The following is a 15,263-nucleotide window of genomic DNA, read 5'->3' as shown; positions in this document are numbered from 1 at the left end:
CGCGTGTTCGAGTCGGTGGCAGGGCTGCTGGCGGAACACGAGGACCTGACGCAGCAGCTGTCGGACCCCGCGCTCCACGCCGATGCGGCCCGGGCGAAGAAGGTGAACCGGCGGTACGCCGAACTCAACCAGATCAAGGCCGCGTACGAGGCCTGGAAGGCGGCGGGGGACGACCTCGCCGCCGCCCAGGAGCTCGCGCGCGAGGACGAGGCGTTCGCGGACGAGGTCCCGGCGCTCGAGGAGCAGCTGACGGAGCGCCAGGAGCGTCTCCGCCGGCTGCTCATCCCGCGCGACCCCGACGACGGGCGTGACGTGATCATGGAGATCAAGGGCGGCGAGGGCGGCGAGGAGTCCGCGCTCTTCGCGGCCGACCTCCTGCGCATGTACTCGCACTACGCCGAGTCCAAGGGCTGGAAGATCGAGATGCTCGAGCGGACCGAGTCCGACCTGGGCGGCTACAAGGACGTCCAGGTCGCGATCAAGTCGAACGCGACCGACCCGTCGCAGGGCGTCTGGGCGCACCTGAAGTACGAGGGCGGCGTGCACCGGGTGCAGCGCGTGCCGGCGACCGAGTCGCAGGGGCGCATCCACACGTCCACCACGGGCGTGCTGGTGTTCCCCGAGGTCGACGAGCCCGAAGAGGTCCAGATCAACCAGAACGACCTGAAGATCGACGTGTACCGGTCCTCCGGTCCCGGCGGACAGTCGGTCAACACCACGGACTCCGCGGTCCGCATCACGCACCTGCCCACGGGCATCACGGTCGCGATGCAGAACGAGAAGTCGCAGCTGCAGAACCGTGAGGCCGGCATGCGCGTGCTGCGTGCCCGCATCCTCGCGAAGCAGCAGGAGGAACTCGACGCCATCGCCTCGGACGCGCGCAAGTCGCAGATCCGCGGCATGGACCGGTCGGAGCGCATCCGCACGTACAACTTCCCGGAGAACCGCATCGCGGACCACCGCACCGGGTACAAGGCGTACGACCTGGACCGCGTCATGAACGGGGCGCTCGAGCCCGTCATCCAGTCGGCGATCAGCGCCGACGAAGAGGCACGACTGGCCGCCATCGGCGACCAGGACGCCTAGACCGGCCAGGAGGCACCGATCACCTCCGACAGCCAGCCCACGTACGCAGCGGATCGCCTCCTCGACGAGGCGACCGCTGCGCTCGTCGCGCACGGGGTGCCCACGCCGCGCGTGGACGCCGAGCTGCTGCTCGCGTGGGCGACCGACACCTCACGCGGCGCCGTGCAGGCCCGGGCGTTGACCGGTGGCGCGATCGCGGCCGGGCACGTCGAACGCTTCCGGCACGCGGTCGCCCGTCGCACCACCCGCGAACCGCTGCAGCACATCACCGGTGCCGCCCACTTCCGGATGCTGACCCTCGCGGTCGGTCCCGGCGTCTTCGTCCCGCGGCCCGAGACCGAGGGCGTCGTGCAGTTCGGGATCGACGCGCTCCGCGCCGTCGCCGTGCCCGAGCCGGTCGCGGTCGACCTCGGGTCCGGGAGCGGCGCCATCGCGATCGCGATGGACACCGAGGTGCCGAACGCGGTCGTGTACGCGGTCGAGCGGTCGCCGGAGGCGCTGCCGTGGACCCGGCGCAACGTCGAGGCCCACGGCGGGACCGTCCGGCTCGTCGAGGGCGACCTCGCCGACGCGCTGCCCGAACTCGACGGCACGGTGTCCGTCGTCGTGTCGAACCCGCCGTACGTGCCCGACGACATGGTGCCCGTCGACCCCGAGGTCCGCGACCACGACCCGGCGACGGCCCTGTACGGCGGAGCGGACGGCCTCGACGCGGTGCGCGCCCTCGCGGCGACGGCGTGGCGGTTGCTCGTGCCCGGGGGAGTCCTCGTCGTCGAGCACGCCGAGCAGCAGGGCGCCGGCGTCCGCGCGGTCCTCGCCGGACGGGGCTTCCGTTCGCCGGAGACGCACGTCGACCTGACCGGACGCGACCGCACGACCACGGCGACCCGCTAGGCGGAGACGAGCCGCGCCTCCCGGCCGTCCGACCGTCTACCCGACCGGTGCCGCGGTGCGTTCCTGCGCCGCGACGAACGCGCGCACCGCGTCGCGCAGGTCGGTGTCGCGCTCGACGAGCACGGCGTGGATGCCGACGCTCCGCGCGCCCGCGACGTTCTCGGGCATGTCGTCGGCGAAGAACGCGCGCTCGGCGGGGACACCGTGGTGCGCGAGCGCCCGCTGGAAGACCTCCGGCTCGGGCTTGCGGGCGCCGAAGTTGCTCGAGGTGTCGAGGTGCTCGCCGAACAGCGGCGGGAGCGACGGTGCCCAGCGGTGGATCCACCGACCGGCCAGCGGACCGTTGTTCGTGAGCAGGCCGACCCGGCCGTGCTCGCTCGCGATGCGGACCGCCTCGATCCGCTCCGGCAGCTCGGTCATCGCGGAGCCGCGGATGCGGGCCCACTCGGCCTCGGGGACGTCGCACCCCATCGCCTGCTCGAACGCGGCGAGGTAGGCGTCGCCGTCCGCGAAGCCGCCGGCCTCGGCGCGCTGCTCGTTGCCGCTGTCCCACCAGCGTCGACGGAGCTCCTGGAACTCGTGGCCCGTGAACTCGGAGAGGGCGGCCATCCGCACCTTCCAGTCGTAGCGGACCAGGACGTCGTCCATGTCGAAGAGGAACAGGAGCGGGGGCACGGAGGTCTCGTTCACGATGTCCTCCATTGTGTCGCACTATCATCGTCGAGTCATGGCACCCCGATACGACTGCACCGACTCCGACGGGCTCCTGACCGGGATGCGGCTCGCACGAGCCGCCCTCGGGCGCGGAGAACTCGTCGTGGTCCCCACCGACACCGTCTACGGCGTGGCCGCGGACGCCTTCAGCGCGGCCGCCGTGCAGCGCCTCCTCGACGCGAAGGGCCGCACGCGCCAGTCGCCGCCGCCGGTCCTCATCCCGGGGCCGCCGACGCTCGAGGCGCTGGCGAGCGACATCCCGCAGGCGGTGCGCGACCTCGTCGACGAGTTCTGGCCCGGTGGCCTGACCGTGATCCTCCGGGCGCAGCCGTCGCTCGACTGGGACCTCGGCGAGACGCGGGGCACGGTCGCCCTCCGGATGCCCGACTCCCGGATCGCCCTCGAGCTCCTGCAGGAGGTCGGCCCGCTCGCGGTGTCCTCGGCGAACTCGACGGGCGACCCCGCGGCGATGGACGCCGACCAGGCCGAGGCGATGCTCGGCGACAGCGTCGCGGTGTACCTCGACGGCGGCCCGATCGAACTGCACGACGGCTTCGCGGCGTCGACCGGTTCGACCATCGTCGACGCGACCGGGCTGACCGACGGCGGGACGCTCCGGATCGTCCGCCACGGGGTCATCCCCGACGACGAGATCGCCCGGGTCGTCGGAGCCGACCTGGTCGGATGAAGTACTACCTGCTCGCGGGGGCCATCGCGGCGGTCGTGAGCTTCCTGGTGAGCTGGCTCGTCTGGAAGCTCGGCCTGCGCTACGGGTGGTACCCGAAGGTCCGCGAGCGCGACGTGCACCGCACGCCGACCCCGCGGCTCGGCGGCATCGCGATGTACATCGGCGTCATCGTCTCGCTGCTCGCCGCGTGGTTCCTGTTCCCGTCGATCGCGGGGACCGACTACTTCCGGCTCGTGTTCTCCGAGCCGAACCGCGTCCTCGCCGTCCTCGGCGGCGCCACCATCATCGTGGTGCTCGGCGTCGCCGACGACATCTGGGACCTCGACTGGATGACCAAGCTCGCGGGGCAGATCATCGCCGCGGGGATCCTGGCCTGGCAGGGCGTGGCGATCGTGTCGTTGCCGATCGGCAACACGCTCGGCGTCGGGTCGTCCTACATGAGCCTCATCTTCACCGTGCTGGCGGTGGTGCTGGTGATGAACGCGGTGAACTTCATCGACGGCCTGGACGGCCTGGTGGCGGGGGTCGCGATCATCGCCGGCGGGGTCTTCTTTCTCTACACGTTCTTCATCAACCGCGTGGTCGTGCAGACCGAGTTCTTCTTCAACCTGCCGTCGCTCCTCACGGCCGTGCTGGTCGGCGCCTGCTTCGGGTTCCTCATCCTCAACTGGCACCCGGCCAAGCTCTTCATGGGCGACGCCGGCGCGCTCCTCGTCGGGTTCCTCATGGCGACCAGCGCGGTGTCCGTCACGGGCAACATCGACCCCGCGGCGGTGCAGACGCGCCAGGCGCTGCTGCCGGCGTTCATCCCGATCCTGCTGCCGTTCGCGATCCTGATCGTGCCGATCCTCGACTTCGGCCTCGCGGTCACCCGCCGGCTCAGTGCGGGGAAGTCGCCGTTCTCCGCCGACCGGAAGCACCTGCACCACCGCCTGCTCGACATGGGGCACTCGCACTTCCACGCGGTGCTCATCTTCTACGCGTGGACGGCCACTGTCGCCGTCGGCTGCCTGCTGTTCCTCTTCGTGGACTGGTACTGGGTCGTCGTCTTCGTCGCCGTGGGGTTCACCGTGTGCGCCGTCGCCACCTTCGCCCCGCTCGGCCGGAAGCGCGCCGAGTTCGCCGCGCAGGTCGCCACCCGTTCCACCACCGTGGTGGACGCCAGCCTCGACCCGCTCGACCGGGCCGCCAACGACCGCTCGATCCCTGGAGACATCACGTGACCGCACCGAACGCGCTCGACCACGTCCGGCCGGTGTTCCGCCGCATCCTCACGTGGGGCGCCGTCCTCGCCGTCGGCCTCGCAGTCGTCGGGGGAGTCGTCGGGCTCCTCGTCGCGGACGGTCCCGGGCTCGTCGGCGGGCTCCTCGGTGCCGTCCTGAGCGTGGTCTTCCTCGGCCTCACCGCGGTCAGCGTGCTGGTCGGGCTGCGGGTGTCCGGCGGCCAGATGATCTCCGGGGCGTTCTTCGGCATCGTCATGGGCACCTGGCTGGTGAAGTTCATCGTCTTCATCGTCGTGCTCGTCCTGCTGCGCGACCGGGACTGGGTGGACTTCCCGGTGCTGGCCGTCGTCATCATCGTCGGTGTGGTCGGCTCGCTGGTGATCGACGTCGTCGCCGTGGCCAAGGCCCGCATCCCGATCGGGGTGCCGCTGCCGGGAGACGGCGGCGGCTCCGGGGATGCTGTGAACCGCGACCCCCGCGACTGAGAGACCGGGAAGCCTCTCGCACCTGATAGGCTTCTCGAAGTCCGCGTCCGGAGCACTGCTCGGAGCGGGCGAGCCTCCACAACGTCCACCATCGCGTGCCATGCGTGCGCGCGCCGACACAGGAGACAGCGCTGCTATCCCACGCTCTTCCCCTGTCCCTCACCGCTGCGGGTAACCCCGTCGCGGCGGGGAGCAGCCAGGCCGCCGAGTTCCATGGTCCGTCGATCAACGAGTTCTTCCCGGACGCGATCTTCTTCGCGGGGACGCCCTTCGAGATCGATCGCCTCGTCATCATCCGGTTCGTCGCCGTCGCGGTCCTGCTGCTGATCGGCATCATCGGGACCCGTTCGCTCAAGCTCGTGCCCGGCCGTGGCCAGGCGCTCATCGAGTACGCGTTCGACGTCGTCCGCCGGAACACCTTCGACAACCTGGGGGAGAAGGACGGCAAGCGGTTCCTGCCGATCCTCGCCACGATCTTCTTCTCCGTGCTGTTCCTGAACCTCACGGGTCTCATCCCCGGGTTCAACCTGCAGGGCACCAGCCGCATCGCGTACCCGCTGATCCTCGCGGCCGTCGCGTACATCGCCTTCATCTACGCGGGTCTGCGCAAGCACCCGGGTGCGTTCCTCCGGAACGCGCTGTTCCCGCCCGGTGTGCCGTGGCCGCTCTACATCATCGTGACGCCGATCGAGCTCGTCTCGACCTTCGTGCTCCGTCCGGTGACGCTGACGCTGCGACTCCTGATGAACATGGTCGTCGGCCACCTGCTGCTCGTCCTGTTCTTCGCTGCGACGCAGTTCTTCTTCTTCGATACCGACGGCCTCTTCAAGCTGTTCGGCGTCGGGACGCTCGCGTTCGGCATCGCGTTCAGCTTCTTCGAGATCCTGGTCGCGCTGCTGCAGGCCTACGTCTTCATGCTGCTGACCGCTGTGTACATCCAGCTCGCGCTGGCTGACGAGCACTGACCAACGACCTGTACTGACCCCCCTGTACGGCACGGCATCCGCCGGGCCGCATCTCGAAAGGAAAACACGTGGACGCAACGACCGTTCTCGCGGAGATCAACGGCAACATCGCGACCGTGGGCTACGGCCTCGCAGCGATCGGTCCGGCCATCGGCGTGGGCATCGTCGTCGGCAAGACGATCGAGTCCGTCGCTCGCCAGCCGGAGCTCCAGGGCCGCCTGACGACCCTCATGTACATCGGTATCGCCTTCACCGAGGCCCTCGCCTTCATCGGCATCGCCACGTACTTCATCTTCACCGGCACCAACTAAGGCCTCTCGATGCAGAACGCACTCATCATCGCGGCGGAGGAGACGCACAGTCCCCTCGTCCCGCCGCTGTACGACATCGTCTGGTCGCTGGTCGCGTTCATCGTCATCCTGCTGGTCTTCTGGCGGGTCATCATCCCGCGGATCACGAAGATGCTCGACGAGCGCACCGAGGCCATCGAAGGTGGCATCAAGAAGGCGGAGGCTGCTCAGGAGCAGGCCGCTGCCGCGCTCGACGAGTACAACAAGCAGCTCGCCGAGGCACGTGCCGAGGCGTCCCGGATCCGTGAGCAGGCCCGTGCCGACGCGAACGCGATCGGCAACGAGCTGCGCGAGCAGGCCCAGGCGGATGCAGCCCGCATCACCGCCAACGCCCAGGCGCAGATCGAGGCCGAGCGTCAGAGCGCCGTCCAGTCGCTGCGGAGCGAGGTGGGCACCCTCGCCCTCGACCTCGCATCCGGTGTCATCGGTGAGTCCCTGAAGGACGACGAGAAGTCGGCGGCGGTCGTCGACCGCTTCCTCGCCGACCTCGAGGCCTCGCAGGGACAGTCGACGCAGCCGGCAGGGGAGCACTGAGCATGCGCAGCGCCACCAGGGAAGCACTGGCGTCCACGAGGGCGGTGCTCGCCGACCTCGGCGGGTCGGCCGACCTCGCCGTCGGTGCCGAGATCCTCGCCGCAGGGCGTGCGATCGCCGGTGCGCCGCAGCTGCTCGGTCTGCTGTCCGACCCGACGGCCGACCCGGCCGGCAAGAAGGTGGTCGTCGACCGCGTCTTCGCCGGTCAGTCGGTCGCGACGCGTGCGGTCCTGACCGCGGTGGCCGGCTCGCGCTGGTCGTCGCACCAGGACCTCCTCGTCGGCATCGAGGACGCGGGCATCCGCGCCGTCGCCGCCACCGCACCGTCCGACGTCTCGCTCGAGCCGGAGCTGTTCTCGTTCGAGTCCGCCGTCCGATCGGACGCCGGCCTCGAACTGGCACTCGGCACGAAGCTCGGCAGCCCGGAGCAGAAGAGCGCACTCGTCGAGCGGCTGCTCGGCGGCAAGGTCTCGGAGCAGACGATCACGATCCTGTCGCACCTCGTGCAGCAGCCCCGTGGTCGCCGCATCGGTGAACTCGTCCGCGATGCCTCCCGCATCGTGGCCGAGCAGGCAGACAAGCTCGTCGCGACGGTCGTCACGGCGACCCCGCTCTCGGCAGGTCAGGCGGCTCGCGTCGCCCGCGGCCTCGCCGAGAAGTACGGCAAGGACATCAGCATCAACCACGTGGTCGACCCCTCGGTCGTCGGCGGGGTCCGGGTGCAGATCGGCGGCGACGTCATCGACGGCACCGTCTCCACGCGTCTCTCGGAGCTCCGGCTCCAGCTCGCCGGCTGAGCGTACGGTCGAAGCCGACCCTCCCAAGTCCACAACGGGAACTGCCGAGTCAGGCAGCATCACCCTCTCGGAGCCTGACGGCCCCGGAAACCAACAAGGAAAATCCCATGGCAGACATCACCATCAGCCCCGATGAGATCCGTGATGCCCTGAAGGACTTCGTCTCGAACTACGAGCCGACGAAGGCCTCCACGGCCGAGGTCGGGCACGTCATCGACGCCGGCGACGGCATCGCGCATGTCGAGGGCCTCCCCGGCGTCATGGCGAACGAGCTCATCCGCTTCGAGGACGGCACGCTCGGCCTCGCGCAGAACCTCGACGAGGACTCGATCGGCGCGATCGTGCTCGGCGAGTTCGGCGGCGTCGAAGAGGGCCAGGAAGTCACGCGCACCGGCGAGGTCCTCTCGGCCCCCGTCGGCGACGCCTTCCTCGGCCGTGTCGTCGACCCGCTCGGCGCCCCGATCGACGGTCTCGGCGAGATCCAGGCAGAGGGCCGCCGTGCCCTCGAGCTCCAGGCCCCCGGCGTCATGTCCCGCAAGTCGGTGCACGAGCCGCTGCAGACCGGCATCAAGGCCATCGACGCGATGATCCCCGTCGGCCGCGGTCAGCGTCAGCTGATCATCGGCGACCGCCAGACCGGCAAGACGGCCATCGCGATCGACACGATCATCAACCAGAAGGCCAACTGGGAGTCGGGCGACGAGGACAAGCAGGTCCGCTGCATCTACGTCGCCATCGGTCAGAAGGGCTCCACGATCGCCTCCGTCAAGGGTGCGCTCGAGGACGCCGGTGCGATGGAGTACACGACCATCGTCGCCGCTCCGGCCTCCGACCCGGCCGGCTTCAAGTACCTCGCCCCGTACACCGGTTCGGCCATCGGCCAGCACTGGATGTACCAGGGCAAGCACGTCCTGATCATCTTCGACGACCTGTCGAAGCAGGCCGAGGCCTACCGTGCCGTGTCGCTCCTCCTGCGCCGTCCGCCGGGCCGTGAGGCGTACCCGGGCGACGTCTTCTACCTGCACTCCCGCCTGCTGGAGCGTTGCGCGAAGCTGTCCGACGAGCTCGGCGCCGGTTCGATGACGGGTCTCCCGATCATCGAGACCAAGGCGAACGACGTCTCGGCGTACATCCCGACCAACGTCATCTCCATCACCGACGGCCAGATCTTCCTGCAGTCGGACCTCTTCAACGCGAACCAGCGTCCGGCCGTCGACGTGGGCATCTCGGTGTCCCGCGTCGGTGGTGACGCCCAGGTGAAGTCGATCAAGAAGGTCTCCGGCACGCTGAAGCTCGAGCTGGCGCAGTACCGCTCGCTCGAGGCGTTCGCGATGTTCGCGTCCGACCTCGACCAGGCGTCGCGTCGCCAGCTGGACCGTGGTGCCCGTCTGACCGAGCTCCTCAAGCAGCCGCAGTACTCGCCGTACCCGGTCGAGGAGCAGGTCGTCTCGATCTGGGCCGGTACGAACGGCAAGCTCGACACCGTGCCGGTGCCGGACGTGCTCCGCTTCGAGTCCGAGCTGCTCGACCACCTGCGTCGCAACTCCGACGTGCTCACGACGCTGCGCGAGACGAACCAGCTCAGCGACGACACCGTCGCCGAGATGTCGAAGCAGATCGACGAGTTCACGAAGAGCTTCCAGACGAGCGACGGCAAGACCCTCGGGTCCGAGCAGTTCGACGCGGCGGACGCCGAGGACGTCGACCAGGAGCAGATCGTCAAGGGTCGTCGCTAGATGGCAGCGCAGGTCCGGGTCTACCGACAGCGAATCAAGTCCGCGAAGACCACGAAGAAGGTCACCCGCGCGATGGAGTTGATCTCGGCGTCGCGGATCCAGAAGGCGCAGGCCCGCATGGCCGCGTCCGGCCCGTACTCGCGAGCCGTGACGCGGGCGGTGTCGGCCGTGGCGACGTTCTCGAACGTCGAGCACGTGCTCACCACCGAGCCGGAGTCGTCGACGCGGGCAGCCGTCGTGCTGTTCACGTCGGACCGGGGCCTGAACGGCGCGTTCAGCACCAACGTCCTCAAGCAGGGCGAGGAGCTCGCCTCCCTGCTCCGCAGCGAGGGCAAGGACGTCGTGTTCTACCTGGTCGGGCGGAAGTCCGTCGGGTACTTCGCGTTCCGTGAGCGTGCGTCGGAGCAGCAGTGGGTCGGCAACACCGACCAGCCCGAGTTCTCGACGGCCAAGGAGATCGGCGACGCGGTCGTGTCGAAGTTCCTCCAGGACACGGCGGAGGGCGGCGTGGACGAGATCCACATCGTGTTCAACCGCTTCCTCAGCCTGGCGACCCAGGAGCCGCAGGTCGTGCGCCTGCTCCCGCTCGAGGTCGTCGAGGGTGTCGAAGAGCCCGCCGGCGACGAGCCGCTCCCGCTCTACGAGTTCGAGCCGGACGCCGACGCGGTGCTCGACTCGCTGCTCCCGGTCTACATCGAGAGCCGCATCTTCAACGCCATGCTCCAGTCGGCTGCCTCCGAGCACGCCGCCCGGCAGAAGGCGATGAAGGCGGCCAGCGACAACGCCGACTCGCTGATCCGTGACTTCACCCGCCTCGCGAACAACGCGCGGCAGGCGGAGATCACCCAGCAGATCTCCGAGATCGTCGGCGGCGCCGACGCCCTCTCGTCGAAGAAGAAGTAGTCCGCGTCGTTCGCGGACAGATACCCACCCTCAGGAAGGCACCAGCCATGACCGACACCGCAACCACCGCGGTCGAGACGTCGTCGGCGCCCGGTGTCGGCCGGATCGCCCGTGTCACGGGTCCCGTCGTCGACATCGAGTTCCCCCACGACGCAATCCCGGAGATGTACAACCTCCTGTTCACGACCATCACCATCGGTGACTCGTCGCAGGAGATCGGCCTCGAGGTCGCGCAGCACCTCGGCGACGACCTCGTCCGTGCCATCTCGCTGAAGCCGACCGACGGCCTGGTCCGTGGCCAGGAGGTCCGTGACTCGGGCGCTCCGATCTCGGTCCCCGTCGGCGACGTCACCAAGGGCAAGGTCTTCGACGTGCTGGGCAACGTGCTCAACACCGACGAGAAGATCGAGATCACCGAGCGGTGGCCCATCCACCGCAAGGCCCCGGCCTTCGACCAGCTCGAGTCGAAGACCTCGATGTTCGAGACCGGCATCAAGTCGATCGACCTCCTCACCCCGTACGTGCAGGGTGGCAAGATCGGCCTCTTCGGTGGTGCGGGCGTCGGCAAGACCGTCCTCATCCAGGAGATGATCCAGCGCGTCGCGCAGGACCACGGCGGTGTGTCGGTGTTCGCCGGTGTCGGTGAGCGCACCCGTGAGGGCAACGACCTCATCGGTGAGATGGAAGAGGCGGGGGTCTTCGACAAGACGGCCCTCGTGTTCGGCCAGATGGACGAGCCGCCGGGAACGCGTCTCCGCGTGGCCCTGTCGGCGCTGACGATGGCGGAGTACTTCCGCGATGTCCAGAAGCAGGACGTGCTCCTCTTCATCGACAACATCTTCCGCTTCACGCAGGCCGGCTCCGAGGTCTCGACGCTGCTCGGCCGCATGCCGTCCGCCGTGGGCTACCAGCCCAACCTCGCCGACGAGATGGGTGTGCTCCAGGAGCGCATCACCTCGACGCGTGGTCACTCGATCACCTCGCTGCAGGCGATCTACGTGCCGGCCGACGACTACACCGACCCGGCGCCGGCGACGACGTTCGCGCACCTCGACGCCACGACGGAGCTCTCCCGCGAGATCGCGTCGCAGGGCCTCTACCCGGCGATCGACCCGCTGACCTCGACGTCGCGCATCATGGACCCCCGGTACCTGGGCGCCGACCACTACGAGACGGCGACGCGCGTCAAGCAGATCCTCCAGAAGAACAAGGAACTGCAGGAGATCATCGCCATCCTCGGTGTCGACGAGCTCTCCGAAGAGGACAAGATCACGGTGGAGCGCGCTCGTCGCATCCAGCAGTTCCTCTCGCAGAACACGTACATGGCGAAGAAGTTCACGGGTGTCGAGGGCTCCACGGTGCCGCTCAAGGACACCATCGAGTCCTTCCGCGCCATCGCCGACGGCGAGTTCGACCACGTTGCGACGCAGGCGTTCTTCAACGTCGGTGGCATCAACGACGTGGAAGAGAAGTGGGCTCAGATCCAGAAGGAGAACCGCTGACATGGCGGGTCTCAGCGTGAGCGTCGTCTCGGCCGACCGTGAGGTCTGGTCGGGCGACACCACCATGGTCGTCGCACGCACGACGGAGGGTCAGATCGGTATCCTCGCCGGGCACGAGCCGATGCTCGCCATCCTGGCGCAGGGTCAGGTCCGCATCACGCGGGCCGACGGCTCGACCGTCGCGGTCGACGCCGAGGACGGCTTCCTGTCGGTGGAGCACGACACGGTGACGATCGTCGCGCGGCAGGCCGCGCTGGCGTCCTGACCGGACTGACCGTCCTCCTCCCGCCTTCGGAGACGAAGCGGGAGGGCGGGGACCAGGAGCGCACGCTCGACCTGCGTGCGCTGTCGTTCCCGGAACTGGCTGCAGAGCGGGCCGCGGTGATCACCGCGGCCCGCTCCGTCAGTTCCGAGGAGTCCCTCGCGCGGACGGCGTTGAAGCTCGGTCCGAAGTCCGTGGCGGAACGGTTCCGGAACCTGGAGCTCGAGACGTCGGGAACCATGCCGGCGATCGACCGGTACACCGGTGTCCTCTACGACCCGCTCGGCGCACCGGACGCTGACGACGCGACCCGGAGCTGGTGGTTCGACCACGTCGTCGTGCAGTCGGCGCTGTTCGGTCCGATCGGCGCCGGCGACCCGGTCCCGGCCTACCGCCTGTCACACGACTCGCGCCTGGGACCGCTCCGGCTCGCGGCCCACTGGTCGGGGCCGGCGTCACGCGTCCTCGAGGTGCGGACGTCCGCCGACCTCGTGCTCGATCTCCGGTCGGAGGGCTACCGGCAGCTCGGTCCCGTCGCCGGGGCCGTCGCCCCGCGCGTCGTGAGCGTCGACGGTGACGGACGCCGCAAGGCGCTCAACCACTGGAACAAGACCGCGAAGGGCCGTCTGGTCGCGCTGCTGGCGCGCTCCGGGGCGCAGGTGTCCTCCATGACGGAACTCGCGCGGTGGGCAGCGGCGCACGGCGTGGCCCTCGAGGAACGCGACGGTGGCTGGGACCTCGTGGCGGAGAGCCTCGAACCGGGTCCCGCCGGATCGGTCGTCGACTGATCCGACCGTGGGCAGCGCAGGACCACGACCCCACTCGTCCTCCACACGGACGGGTGGGGTCGGTGCGATCCACAGACCGCCACGGCCCACATCCCGGGAGGCGCGGGGTGCGTTTCGATGACGTGCATGATCCCCGTGACGTCACGAACCAGTCCCGAAGCCGCTGTCCGGTACCCGCGCGAGATCGCGGCGGCCGTCACCCTCCCCGCGGCGTGCGCCGCGCTGGTGACCCATCGCCCGGGTCCGCTCCTGGCGCGCGAGGCCATCGCGGTGCTCACCGCCTGCGGCGCGCTCGCGCCGAGGCTCGCACTGCTGGCCTTCCTGACGGCGCGGGACCGACCCGACCCGCGCTCGGTGGTCCCGTTCGACCCGTTCCACGACCCGACACCACCCGCGCTGCACGGGGCCGGTCCCGAACCCGACCGCGACCGCGTCCGGACCGCGGGGGACCGGTGCGCCGCGGCGTGGCAGTGGTGGCGCGCCGAGGACCGGTCGGCCGACACCGCCGTCGGTGCCGCGGGAGCACTCGCGACGGCGTCGTGGTGTGCGTGGGCGCTCGGGTCCGGAGCGCGTGCGGAGACCAGGGCGCGGTACGCGCTCGAGACCCGTTCCGACGACCCGCTCGCAGGTCTCGTGCTGCGCTCCGTCCGCGCTGGCAGTGCCCCGGCCTGGGAGCGTCGGTGAGATCGGGCGGACAGGATCGTCTACGGTGGTGTCGACCACCCCCGGAAGGCCTCGAGTGCGCGACGACGACATGGACGACGACACCGTCATCCGTCGACCCCGCGGCTCCGGCCCGGACCGGTCCGACGGTGCCGTCATCGGCGACGACGACCCGTTCGGCGACACGGTCGTCCGACCGAGGGCTCCCGTCGTCCCGGACGCGTCCGCGTCCGACGACACGGTGGTGCGGGTGCCGAGGCGGCCGCCTGTCCACGGTGACGGCACCACCGGAGCCGAGCCGCGCCTCCCGGCCGCCCCGACCGACCCGGCGGTGCCGACCGGACCCGCTGCGCCGCGCACCCGTGTGCCGTCCATCCGCATCGGCGACCGGGTGCTGCGGCTCGACCGACCTGTCGTGGTCGGGCGGCGCCCCGCGCTGCCGCGTGTCCTGCGAGGCCCGGTCCCCGAGCTCGTCACCGTCCCGTCGATCACCGGGCAGGTGTCGTCGTCGCACGTGCTGGTGCACGCCGAGGGCGAGGCCGCCGTCGTCGACGACCTCCGATCCACCAACGGAACGGTCATCCGACCCGCGGGGGCAGCCCCGTTCCGGATGCCGGCGGGTGCCTCCAACGTCGTGCTGACGGGTACGGTTGTCGAGATCGGTGACGGCAACGTCATCGAGGTCCTCTCGCCGCATCTGCGCGTCGCACCGTCGGTGGGAGACCTCGCACCGCTTCCCCCCTGGCCCTCCGATCCACCAGCTGGTCCGCCCCGAACCCCCAGAGAGCGATCCTGAAACGTGACCGAACTCGGCCGAGCAGCGACTGCGCACGCCATCGACGTCCCCGGTGCCGACGGCGCCACCCTGACGCTGTCGTGGGGAGCAGCGACCGACGTCGGCCGTCGCCGTGACCACAACGAGGACAGCTACATCGTCGGTGCGCCGTTCTTCGTCGTCGCCGACGGCATGGGCGGGCACCTCGCGGGCGACCGCGCGAGCGACGCCGTCGTGCGTCGTCTCGAGCAGGCCACCGAGAGCGCCTTCACCACCCGGCAGTCGATCCAGCGTGCCCTCCTCCTCGCCACCGCGGACATCGAGCGCGCCGCGGGCGGCAACGCCATCGGTGCCGGCACCACGGTGACCGGCATCGCGCTCGTCGCCTCGGTCGGACAGCCCGCGGCGCTCGTCTTCAACGTCGGCGACTCGCGCACGTACCGCATCGAGGGCGGCGTGCTCCGCCGGGTGACGGTCGACCACTCGGTCGTGCAGGAGATGGTGGACGCCGGTCTCCTCCGCGCCGAGGACGCCGAGCGGCACCCGGACAGCAACGTCATCACGCGGGCCGTCGGGTTCGGGGAGCCGCCGGAGCCCGACTGGTGGACCCTGCCGCTGCGCGCGGGGGACCGCTACATCGTCTGCTCCGACGGTCTGACGAAGGAGCTCGGCGACGCCGGCATCGCCCGGATCGCCGCACGCGTCCCCGGTGCCCAGGAACTCGCCGAGCGCCTCGTGGGCGACGCCGTCGTCGCGGGCGGACGCGACAACGTCACCGTGGTCGTCCTGCAGGTCGACGGCGCACCGGACGACGGCGACGTCGAGGACACGCTGCCGCGTCACTGAGTGGCCCCCGAACTGGGGGACCGATGCCCCTCCGCGCGCTGCGGTGTGCGGA

18 protein-coding genes are annotated in these 15,263 nt (G+C 70.0%); 17 read left to right on the top strand and 1 reads right to left on the bottom strand.

Annotation, left to right across the window (positions count from 1 at the left end; genetic code table 11):
- Window positions 1-3: 3 nt before the first annotated feature.
- Complete coding sequence (prfA, locus tag AAEP86_RS13935) at window positions 4-1,086, top strand: peptide chain release factor 1 (protein WP_420367909.1); 1,083 nt, start codon at window positions 4-6, stop codon at window positions 1,084-1,086.
- A gap of 18 nt (window positions 1,087-1,104) precedes the next feature.
- Complete coding sequence (gene prmC, locus AAEP86_RS13930; RefSeq protein WP_420370498.1) at window positions 1,105-1,980, top strand: peptide chain release factor N(5)-glutamine methyltransferase; 876 nt, start codon at window positions 1,105-1,107, stop codon at window positions 1,978-1,980.
- Between the two features lie 36 nt (window positions 1,981-2,016).
- Here the strand turns inward: prmC and AAEP86_RS13925 are convergent, their stop codons facing one another.
- Entirely contained in the window at window positions 2,017-2,670 is a 654-nt protein-coding gene (locus tag AAEP86_RS13925; RefSeq protein ID WP_420367908.1) for an HAD family hydrolase, read from the bottom strand.
- A gap of 37 nt (window positions 2,671-2,707) precedes the next feature.
- On the opposite strand from AAEP86_RS13925, the gene AAEP86_RS13920 reads away from it, so the two are divergent.
- From AAEP86_RS13920 to AAEP86_RS13850, 15 genes are all read left to right on the top strand, one after another.
- A complete protein-coding gene (locus AAEP86_RS13920; protein WP_420367907.1) occupies window positions 2,708-3,382 on the top strand; it encodes an L-threonylcarbamoyladenylate synthase in 675 nt (224 codons plus the stop codon).
- Window positions 3,379-4,605: an MraY family glycosyltransferase gene (locus AAEP86_RS13915; protein WP_420367906.1), complete on the top strand. Its 1,227-nt coding sequence runs from the start codon at window positions 3,379-3,381 to the stop codon at window positions 4,603-4,605. The genes AAEP86_RS13920 and AAEP86_RS13915 overlap by 4 nt, the downstream gene beginning before the upstream one ends.
- The gene (locus AAEP86_RS13910) at window positions 4,602-5,090 is read left to right on the top strand and encodes a hypothetical protein (RefSeq protein WP_420367905.1); all 489 of its coding nucleotides are present in this window, start codon (window positions 4,602-4,604) and stop codon (window positions 5,088-5,090) included. The genes AAEP86_RS13915 and AAEP86_RS13910 overlap by 4 nt, the downstream gene beginning before the upstream one ends.
- 104 nt (window positions 5,091-5,194) lie before the next feature.
- On the top strand, window positions 5,195-6,055 hold the full coding sequence (atpB, locus tag AAEP86_RS13905; protein WP_420367904.1) for a F0F1 ATP synthase subunit A: 861 nt from the start codon (window positions 5,195-5,197) through the stop codon (window positions 6,053-6,055).
- A gap of 68 nt (window positions 6,056-6,123) precedes the next feature.
- On the top strand, window positions 6,124-6,366 hold the full coding sequence (gene atpE / locus AAEP86_RS13900; protein WP_017885749.1) for an ATP synthase F0 subunit C: 243 nt from the start codon (window positions 6,124-6,126) through the stop codon (window positions 6,364-6,366).
- A 9-nt stretch (window positions 6,367-6,375) separates the two neighbouring features.
- On the top strand, window positions 6,376-6,939 hold the full coding sequence (locus AAEP86_RS13895; protein ID WP_420367903.1) for a F0F1 ATP synthase subunit B: 564 nt from the start codon (window positions 6,376-6,378) through the stop codon (window positions 6,937-6,939).
- A 2-nt stretch (window positions 6,940-6,941) separates the two neighbouring features.
- Window positions 6,942-7,736, top strand: coding sequence for a F0F1 ATP synthase subunit delta (locus AAEP86_RS13890; protein WP_420367902.1), 795 nt, complete (start codon window positions 6,942-6,944; stop codon window positions 7,734-7,736).
- A 107-nt stretch (window positions 7,737-7,843) separates the two neighbouring features.
- Entirely contained in the window at window positions 7,844-9,472 is a 1,629-nt protein-coding gene (gene atpA / locus AAEP86_RS13885) for a F0F1 ATP synthase subunit alpha (protein WP_420367901.1), read from the top strand.
- Window positions 9,473-10,375, top strand: coding sequence for a F0F1 ATP synthase subunit gamma (locus AAEP86_RS13880; protein WP_420367900.1), 903 nt, complete (start codon window positions 9,473-9,475; stop codon window positions 10,373-10,375).
- A gap of 47 nt (window positions 10,376-10,422) precedes the next feature.
- A complete protein-coding gene (atpD, locus tag AAEP86_RS13875; protein ID WP_420367899.1) occupies window positions 10,423-11,877 on the top strand; it encodes a F0F1 ATP synthase subunit beta in 1,455 nt (484 codons plus the stop codon).
- 1 nt (window position 11,878) lies between these two features.
- Window positions 11,879-12,142, top strand: coding sequence for a F0F1 ATP synthase subunit epsilon (locus AAEP86_RS13870; RefSeq protein ID WP_027465776.1), 264 nt, complete (start codon window positions 11,879-11,881; stop codon window positions 12,140-12,142).
- The gene (locus AAEP86_RS13865) at window positions 12,139-12,927 is read left to right on the top strand and encodes a YaaA family protein (protein WP_420370497.1); all 789 of its coding nucleotides are present in this window, start codon (window positions 12,139-12,141) and stop codon (window positions 12,925-12,927) included. The genes AAEP86_RS13870 and AAEP86_RS13865 overlap by 4 nt, the downstream gene beginning before the upstream one ends.
- Before the next feature lie 126 nt (window positions 12,928-13,053).
- Window positions 13,054-13,611, top strand: a complete 558-nt coding sequence (locus tag AAEP86_RS13860; RefSeq protein ID WP_420367898.1) for a hypothetical protein — start codon at window positions 13,054-13,056, stop codon at window positions 13,609-13,611.
- Window positions 13,612-13,666: 55 nt separating this feature from the next.
- Window positions 13,667-14,386 carry a hypothetical protein gene (locus AAEP86_RS13855; RefSeq protein WP_420367897.1) on the top strand — a complete coding sequence of 240 codons (720 nt, stop codon included), beginning with the start codon at window positions 13,667-13,669 and terminating at the stop codon, window positions 14,384-14,386.
- 3 nt (window positions 14,387-14,389) lie between these two features.
- A complete protein-coding gene (locus AAEP86_RS13850; RefSeq protein ID WP_420367896.1) occupies window positions 14,390-15,211 on the top strand; it encodes a PP2C family protein-serine/threonine phosphatase in 822 nt (273 codons plus the stop codon).
- Window positions 15,212-15,263 lie beyond the last annotated feature (52 nt).

The organism is Curtobacterium sp. L1-20 (genome assembly GCF_048755855.1).
In the GTDB taxonomy this organism is placed as follows: Bacteria; Actinomycetota; Actinomycetes; order Actinomycetales; family Microbacteriaceae; genus Curtobacterium.
This window is presented reverse-complemented; position numbering and strand designations above follow the sequence as displayed.